This is a genomic window from Natrinema sp. CRL1, from assembly GCF_059162405.1.
Genome location: NZ_JBLVOY010000015.1, coordinates 1 through 7,977, shown reverse-complemented (window position 1 = coordinate 7,977; position 7,977 = coordinate 1). Strand labels below are relative to the sequence as shown.

The 7,977-nt window shown below is 54.8% G+C and carries 8 protein-coding genes and 3 pseudogenes; 7 read left to right on the top strand and 4 right to left on the bottom strand.

Annotated elements, in window-relative coordinates:
- Positions 1-92, top strand: a pseudogene (locus tag ACJYUO_RS21775) (IS5/IS1182 family transposase); the annotation flags it as partial.
- On the opposite strand, the gene ACJYUO_RS21770 reads toward ACJYUO_RS21775, so the two are convergent.
- The 3 genes from ACJYUO_RS21770 to ACJYUO_RS21760 all read right to left on the bottom strand — a co-directional run bounded on the left by ACJYUO_RS21770 (position 89) and on the right by ACJYUO_RS21760 (position 1,864).
- The gene (locus ACJYUO_RS21770; protein WP_494347398.1) at positions 89-763 is read right to left on the bottom strand and encodes a hypothetical protein; all 675 of its coding nucleotides are present in this window, start codon (positions 761-763) and stop codon (positions 89-91) included. The pseudogene ACJYUO_RS21775 and the gene ACJYUO_RS21770 overlap by 4 nt on opposite strands.
- Positions 764-1,142: 379 nt before the next feature.
- Complete coding sequence (locus ACJYUO_RS21765; RefSeq protein WP_494347397.1) at positions 1,143-1,556, bottom strand: type II toxin-antitoxin system VapC family toxin; 414 nt, start codon at positions 1,554-1,556, stop codon at positions 1,143-1,145.
- Positions 1,553-1,864, bottom strand: coding sequence for an AbrB/MazE/SpoVT family DNA-binding domain-containing protein (locus tag ACJYUO_RS21760; RefSeq protein ID WP_494347396.1), 312 nt, complete (start codon positions 1,862-1,864; stop codon positions 1,553-1,555). The genes ACJYUO_RS21765 and ACJYUO_RS21760 overlap by 4 nt, the downstream gene beginning before the upstream one ends.
- Before the next feature lie 203 nt (positions 1,865-2,067).
- Here ACJYUO_RS21760 and ACJYUO_RS21755 point away from each other — a divergent pair, with 203 nt between their 5' ends.
- From ACJYUO_RS21755 to ACJYUO_RS21730, 6 genes and pseudogenes are all read left to right on the top strand, one after another.
- Entirely contained in the window at positions 2,068-2,523 is a 456-nt protein-coding gene (locus ACJYUO_RS21755) for an SWIM zinc finger family protein (protein ID WP_494347395.1), read from the top strand.
- 349 nt (positions 2,524-2,872) lie between these two features.
- Complete coding sequence (locus ACJYUO_RS21750) at positions 2,873-3,292, top strand: DUF7985 family protein (RefSeq protein ID WP_494347394.1); 420 nt, start codon at positions 2,873-2,875, stop codon at positions 3,290-3,292.
- A gap of 40 nt (positions 3,293-3,332) precedes the next feature.
- Positions 3,333-5,030: a DUF8186 domain-containing protein gene (locus ACJYUO_RS21745; protein ID WP_494347393.1), complete on the top strand. Its 1,698-nt coding sequence runs from the start codon at positions 3,333-3,335 to the stop codon at positions 5,028-5,030.
- On the top strand, positions 5,027-5,869 hold the full coding sequence (locus ACJYUO_RS21740) for a hypothetical protein (RefSeq protein WP_494347392.1): 843 nt from the start codon (positions 5,027-5,029) through the stop codon (positions 5,867-5,869). The genes ACJYUO_RS21745 and ACJYUO_RS21740 overlap by 4 nt, the downstream gene beginning before the upstream one ends.
- Positions 5,869-7,011: a TrbL/VirB6 family protein gene (locus ACJYUO_RS21735; RefSeq protein ID WP_494347391.1), complete on the top strand. Its 1,143-nt coding sequence runs from the start codon at positions 5,869-5,871 to the stop codon at positions 7,009-7,011. The genes ACJYUO_RS21740 and ACJYUO_RS21735 overlap by 1 nt, the downstream gene beginning before the upstream one ends.
- Positions 7,012-7,851, top strand: a pseudogene (locus ACJYUO_RS21730) (TraC-like domain-containing protein); the annotation flags it as partial.
- A 33-nt stretch (positions 7,852-7,884) separates the two neighbouring features.
- On the opposite strand, the pseudogene ACJYUO_RS21725 reads toward ACJYUO_RS21730, so the two are convergent.
- Positions 7,885-7,977 (bottom strand): annotated as a pseudogene (locus ACJYUO_RS21725) (IS5/IS1182 family transposase); the annotation flags it as partial.

The following is a 7,977-nucleotide window of genomic DNA, read 5'->3' as shown; positions in this document are numbered from 1 at the left end:
GCGACGCCGTGCGTGCGCGAAGCTGGTATCGAGAGTTCCGTGAAATCGTTCTGATGTGTGCCGTCTACAACATCAAGCGTGCTGTGAGCTAGGCAAATCCAACGTCGTATGGCGATTCACCACGGTCATTAATACCCAACACCATAACGCCAACACCAGAATGAAGTCTCAATTTCTCAGTCACCGTCTCCCAGTCTTCAACCGTAACCTCAACCACATACGTCCCGAATTCGCTAGCGACCGGCACCTCTGGTTCACTATTTCGATCTTCGATAGTGAGATCCGTCTCTTCAATAACTGTTCCCTCTGTATCTTTGATAGCAATCGAAATATTCCGCGGTACTTCAGGCCCACGTTGCACAGTAAGATGTTTCATCGAATCATACTGAGGCGTCGTCTCCTCAAACTGAAGGGTATGAACGCCATCGTTTACGTCCACCTGTGGAGAATAGAACGTTATTTCCTGTCGCGGCTCATACCCGTCTGGTCCCTTCTCAAAGACCTTCCCTCCTCGCTGGAGTGCCTGTACGTCAGATCCAGCAATCTGCTGCCAAAGCAACTTCTCGTCGCTCTCGTACTGGCCCTCATCGAATGCAGTATCAACCTCTGCCTTGACATCCTCCGGCAAAATCCAATACTCGAGGACCATGTGGTTACACGGCTTATATTTCCTCCCAGTTTCGTCGTTCTCGTCTCCCCCAGTACAGCCAGCGACTGTAGCAGCGCCCACAGAGATTGAAGTAAGAAGTGTTCGCCGGTTCATGAATCTGCTTTTCGATACAACTGGTAAGTGTTTTCGGGAGTTGAAGGGTTCAGTTCGCAATTCTACCTAATGGCTGTTTCAGCGGGAAACACATCGAACAAATGGGATTTCAACAGAGCCTACCCAATCGCAGGACAGCATTGCGATCGGTGTATAAATCGTTTCAAGAGCTACTATAGAACTGCCAACACGAACCCCATTCGATGAACCGGCCGAGCGAACCGTCAAGATGAGTCCTTATGCCGGTCTTGCTCGTTGGGATAGGCCCGATAAAGGAGACGTTCAAGCAACCTCGGGGTAGTTCCATGAATCGCTGGAAATCGCTCTCGAGGAATTGTAAGTCGAACTTGCGTAATTTTGGTTGGGGATCTGAGGAGAATTAAGCTGGCTCGTCGCGGAATCTCACGACGGCGTCTTCTAACTCGTCGAAATCATCGTCTGCCCCGACAAGGAGTGTCCCATTGAGAGCGTCGGCCGTTGCAAGCGCATATGCATCGCCGAGTGCCATCGTATGCGCTTCCTTGAGCGCGGCTGCAGTGTCCCAACACTCTCGAGGATCAGAGACTGTGACACCCAACTCTTCGAGCCGCTCGAGGCTTTCCCGGACATCAGCAGGGCGGAACCCGATTCTAGAGCCGACGTACAGAACCTCTGTTTTCGTTACTGGACTGATGTAGCCCTCAATCTCGCCAGATGCAACGCGATCAATCCACTCTTCGACAGTATCACTCCCCGGCTCGTCGTCCAAATAGGCAACGAGCGGTTCTGTATCAAAAACGATCGTGTCCGTCATTCCTCCTCCGTGCTGCTGGAAAACTCCTCGACTACGTTATCGACTTGCTGTTTGTCCTGTTCGCGTTCTTCACGAAGGACTGCTGTCGCGGGACGTTCCTCATCGCCATTACGTTCGAGACCGCGGAACTCTCGCATTGAACCGACTGGCCGGACAACAATTTCTCCATCCTCGTTCTCGACGAATTTGACTCGTCCTGGCGCAGGGATTCCGTGTTTCTCTCGGAGCTGCTTAGGGATCGTCGCCTGCCCTTTTTCGGTTACAGAGACGACACGCTCCTCACCATTGGACGAGGTATTACTCGACATAGGTAATACTTGTATGTCGAATTACTTAGTTCTGTTTCTGGATCGGCGGCCAAATGTCGTAGTCTGTCTCAGAATTGTTCTCCGGCCCACCCGAATAGAGTCGTCCCCTAGGGAAATCAACGCGTTGTGTCACTCTAGCAAGCGCCCGTTTTTATGTGCCCCTGCAGAGTGCGGGGCCGCTCAGTCCTCGCATGAACAATCGAATGTCGACGAATCCACTCTCCAAACTCGAGTTTACGCGCCGGACGGCAAAACGAGCACAGTACGAAGCGTTCGAATACACGCTCACACCGACGGGCGTTCTCGTCAGAAACGGCAGTCACGCAGAACCAGACGAACACGAGTACGTCGTTACCGTCACGAACGGCATCCCAACAGCGTGTGAGTGTCCTGCAGACGAACACTACGAGAGGGCATGCAAACACCGAGTCGCGGTTGCGATCCGGCGGCCGATCATTCAGGCAGCCACACAACAGCAACTCGCGACTGACGGCGGAAACCCAGTTGATACAGTCGAGAGGGAACAGTACTCAGATTCGCGAGCGGACTCCGAAAACGCGACATCGAACGAGGACTGTGACTGTCCCAATACCAGCGACTCGTTCCCCTGCTGGAACTGTGTTCGAACCGGTCGGCGATCGCTTGAGGAACGCAAATGAGCGTTCTCACGCGACTCTGTAGATTTTGGAAGCGAACTACGCTCTACTATGAGTGTCGAAACTGTGGGACGACGCTCGAGACGGACCGAGAGTGCTGTCCCTACTGTAAGATCAGCGATGTCGTTGTTGTGGAACTCGAGTGATATCATAATCACTTTTTCTGATATCTATTGGCTATTTTCATATATTCTGAAGTAACAGTTTCCTCAAAATACAATAGTTATGTACTTCTGCTGTACGAAAACTATATGCACAATCACAGCGCAGAGAATTTGAAGATCCAAGAAGTATCCGTGCGAATCAAAACGCACGATTCCTCGAGAGGCTTCACTGGATCTAATATCTGCCAATGCATCCGAAAACCCCGCTTTCGATCCGATCAGTTGATCCGAACGAGCAGTCGAATAGACCGTTTCGAGTAGTACGCTCTGGCCTCGGAGCGCTTGCACTCTTATCAATTATCGCTGTTGACCCAGTCTTGGCACAGGACAGTGTCGTCTGCGAGGCCGACGGGTTGCCGGGGATGATATCCGGATTCTTCCAGATTACGACCGCGATCGGTCTCATGGGCCTCGTCGTTGTCTGGCAAGCCGATTCACTCGTCGAGATGTTCACGATGAATCTCGAACAGAAGAAGAACCTGAAAATGCACAAGCGAGCAGCGCTGAAATCCGCAGTTATTCTGCTGGTCTTGGGGCCGCTGTATACTGTCGCTGGCGCTACGATGGGACTTCCATTAGCCGAGTGTATCAATCTCGTGCCGTGGTAATGCCGAGTAGTGAACACACCGACTCGAGTCGGAGGCTGTGATGCAATTCGAGAGACGCATAGTCGGAGTTGCGTGCTTCATTGCAGGCGTCAGTCTCGCTATCGCGCTCGGTGGAATCGGGATCGCCAGTGCCGATGCTCCGCTTGAGGCGGATAACGACGGACTGGACGAAAACGAGACGGCGACACTGTGGTCGAACACACCGGATGAGTGCATACCCAACGCCGAGTACGAGGAACGCTATGGCGAAGAGCGGACCGCCATGCAGGAACTCGGCAACTGCACGGATATCACGTTCAAAACGCCGCCCGACACCGCCGAGCGGTGGACGGTAGCCGACTACGACTCACTCGAGGGCGGCGATACGGAAACCTCGATTTATCCGACGCATGCGGCGCTCACGGATTCCGTGTTTATCGCCGACGCACACGCGACGATATTCGCGATCCATCCGTCGACGAGAACGCATCTGGATGCGAACGAGACGGTCCACTACATCGCACCGGAGGGCGAACTCCGCGGACTCATTGACTATCGAGTACGTCTTGACGAGAACGTCTCGATCCAACACCACGAAATCGAAGAAGTCCGACTCCGACGCGACGGCGAACGTATCGATACCATCGGTGGCACGCAGACACCAACCTTCGAGTACGCGTTCGAGCGTGGTGGGTCCGCGACGCTTACGCTCGAGGCGGATATCAAGGCAACAGTCGAGAGAGACCTCGGCAACGAGACGGAACTGATCACCGATCAGGTAACCGTCTCTCAGGATCTCGAGGTCGAAATTTACGATCTTCGGGCATCGATCTATCACGCATCGTATCCGAACGGCGACAGCGGCGTCGCGATCTATCAAGCCCAACCGTGGCACGGATACACGCTATCTGACGATGGAGAGACAAAAGTCCGCGGCGTGTGGCGATACTACACCGCTCGTGACACGGACTGGGACGAACTCACGATATCAGCGCAAACAACCAGGGAGACGGTCCGATCCGATGCACGTCCAGTGTACGTTCACGCCTATCCCTCCGAACTCGGTCCACGGACAGAACCGATCCGTGACGGTCCCGAAATCCTCGAGGTCTGGGGAACGGAGAGTTCGTCTCCGGAGCCGTCGATCCCCGAGAACGTCGCGGTCGATGTGGTCTCCGATACATACACACAGTCGTCCGGACTTGCCCTTCGCCACGATACCATCGATCCGGATGCAATCACCGTCGACGGAATTGTTCGTGGCGTCTCCGCGGATATCGTTGAACCCGACGGGGGATCAGAGCGCGAAATCCGCGAGAGCAATCTCTCTGTCGAAGTCGTTGACTCGAACGCGACCGCAGTGACAGTAGCGATCACGCTTCGCGATGCCGAGACTGGATCGCCGATCATGCTCGAGAGCCCGTTCGATGATCCTCGATTCTCGTTGATCGGCCACGAGTCCCGTGAGGGATACATTACGATCGGCGATCAGCGAGTACGGACAGATGCGAACGGCGTTGCAGAGATTACAGTTGACCAGCCGGGAATCTACACAGCAGAGTACCATCCGGGCTCGTGGCGATCGCATAGCCCGGCGTATCTCGGTGATAGAGCAACCGAAACGTGGCATCCGCTAGCGACGGCGACGGGCTGGTTTACGCTTCTGGTCGATTTCGTTCGATATGCAATCCCCTTTGCGGTCGCCCTCTACGCTGCGAAGCGGATCGGCTCCTTCCTGAAAATTGGAGAGACGTTATGACAGACAAGCAGTACACCCCATACAGACGCATCGTCCTCGGAAGTCTTCTTACTGGAATCAGCACAGCCCTCGCCGGTTGTTCAACGATGAGTAATTCTGGTGGTACTGGATCACCGACTGATTCCGGCGGAGAGATCATCCAGAGCAGTGAGATTGTCGAGCTCGATCTAATCGTCGAAATCGAGCGAGACGCGGTTGAGCAACTGAACGTAGTTGCTCCCTCTGGCGAACTGTTCGCTCGCCGAACGATCGAATCGGGGGTGTCCCGAACGACGGTAAGGGTCGGAACGGACTATCCACCAGGCGAGTACGAACTCATTGGGCTCGCGGACGGGAAGACGGTTGAGACAGCATCGATTACGCTCGAGCCAGACCTCGAGTTGACGAACCTCAGGTTAGGTCGGAACCACCCCGAAGCGATGTATGATGGGGCAGGCAATTACGATACGGACGCAGAAGCGATACTTTCCGTGGCGAATCGAGGAACAGGTCCGACTGCGGTGACCACGTTGCGGTTTGACGGAGATGTTCCCTTTCCGACGCACGAGAGCCACGATGAAGTCGGTAAGAGTGGCATCTACGATCCGGAAGCGGACTTCGGATCAAATGCCGAGTCAATACCGATCCCTGCCGGTGAGGCGGTTCTTCTCTACAGCAGTACAGGGCCATTTTCACCGGCCGGTGTACGATCGAAGTGCGATTCGGTCAACCGAGACGGACGGTTCACTGTCCGTCTCTTTGCATCCCACAAGAAGGAGAATATCGCACGTGAGTATCGCATCCAGTATCTCAGTACGGATTCTGATGAGTGCGATATCGAAATCGAGGTGGCTCCGTAATGGCCCCGTGGTCGCTCTCCGATATCGGGAGCAAGTGGTTCGAAGACGCAATTGACAAAATTACCGGTTGGTTCAAAGATGGACTGTCAGAGGGCTATGACACGATCACGGCTCAGGTTTTTGGGACGCCAACCCCAGAAACGGACGGTGCGTTCGTGTTCGGACAGCCATCGAACGCACCGTGGGAACAGATCCACAGCAGTCTCGTTGCTGGCGACATCATGCTCGTCGCACTGTTACTACTGGTGACCTGTATTCAGGGTCGGCACACAATACGGATATTCAATATCGGTAGTGTATACGAGACTAGAAAGGCGAAACGTAGCGCTTGGACGGGTGCGTTTCTGATCGTAACCTGGTACTGGCTCGCCGTCTTGGTTTTGTATGTAGTAGACGGCTTCACGATCGCACTCCTGCCAGACATCTCAACAGTTATTGACGCGATGGCTGCCTTGCTCGATTTGGGTATTTCGAACCCGCTCCTTGCATTGTTCCTTACAGGAGTCGGTGCTACGGCCATGTGGGTCCTTCAAGCCCTCTTTTTCCTTCGCGAGATCATGCTGTACATCCTGATTTACGCGATGCCGATAGGGCTCGCGTTGGCATACGGGAATCTACCCGTCGTTTCGGATATCTCGAGAACGGTCTGTCTGAAGTTCGTGCCACTCGCGATCATGCCGATGCCAGTGGCGCTGCTGTTCAAGGGTTACGAACTCCTCTTTCACGAGGGGCTTGATTCCGTCCTTCTTCCGGACAGCCCATTCTTGAACTATCTCATCGCCGTCACGCTTCCACTCCTCTCGACTGTTATCGTCTGGAAACTGTTCAAGTACGCCAGTCCGATGACGACGAGAATCATCGGCACGACAACCAAAGTCGGAGTGACTGCAGGCGCAGCAGTTGGTGCTGGTGTCGTCGCCGGTCCCGCTGCTGCAGCCACGACAGCAGCGTGGGGGCCGAAAGCGGCCGTCGGCTATTCTGCGATGTCGAAGATGCGTCAGCAAGGTGGAGCACAGCCTCCAGACAACCCGAGCGGCGGTACTGGAGGGCGGACCGACCACGATAACGTTGCGACAGACGCGTATGGCCAGGAAGGTGTCCAGGCGTACCGTCGAACTGAGAATGATCCGGGGTACTACTGAATGTCACAAGAACGAGGTGCAGCTGGCCGTCGAATCATGGATGAACTGGGCGAGGAAACGCGAATCCCGCTTCTCAATATCGAGGAAGGAGATGTCTACGTCTTGCTTGGCTTTCCCATCGCGGGCCTCCTTCTCGGCGGACTCACCGGACTCGATGGTGCTGTCTTCCCGTTCGTTCTCTTGGGAGTCATTACTGGTGGTGCGGTCGTCTACTCCTCGCCGAATCACCTTCCAGCATCGACGTGGCTGAGGGATGTCTATCGGTACTACTGCAAGCGACCGACGGTCACATACAGTACTGAACCATCTGCGGATCACGACGAAGCGAGTACAGACGGTGGCCTCGTGAGTTACACGCCGTTCCAACCCGATGAACGGACACAAGATCTCACAAACGTCGGCCGTGCGTGGCCAGGTGCCGGTGCCATCGAGCGCACCGATGGTGCGATGGAAGCGTTCCTCGAGATCGATCCCGGGAACATGGATTTCGCGATGTCCGGAGACTGGGCGCAGATACAGCGCCTCGGTGAGGAGTTTGCAAATCGGGAACTCGATTTCAAACTCACACTTCACGCGACGACTCGTTCGTTCCCGGTCGAGCGATTGATCGATCGAATCGATGATCGACTTACCGATGAAGATGTCAAGCAAAATCCGATCTTCAAGGAACTGCTCGAAGAGTACCGCGAGCGACGGCCGGATGACCTCGAGGCTACCCAGCAGCTTCGCTACTTCCTCGGCGTTGAGGTCGCCCCACTCGAAGTCTACAACCGCTATCAGGACGAGCGTTCGCCGGTCGAGAAGCTCACCGCGTTTCCGGTGATCGGCTTTCTGTTCAATCGGCCGTGGTGAATCGCCAGACGGTGCTTGATTTCACTGGTTCACGGCCTGCGTGATGTTGTAAACTGCACACATCAAGACGAGTTCTCGAAATTCGCCGTACCAGGTTCGCGCACGCACGGCGTC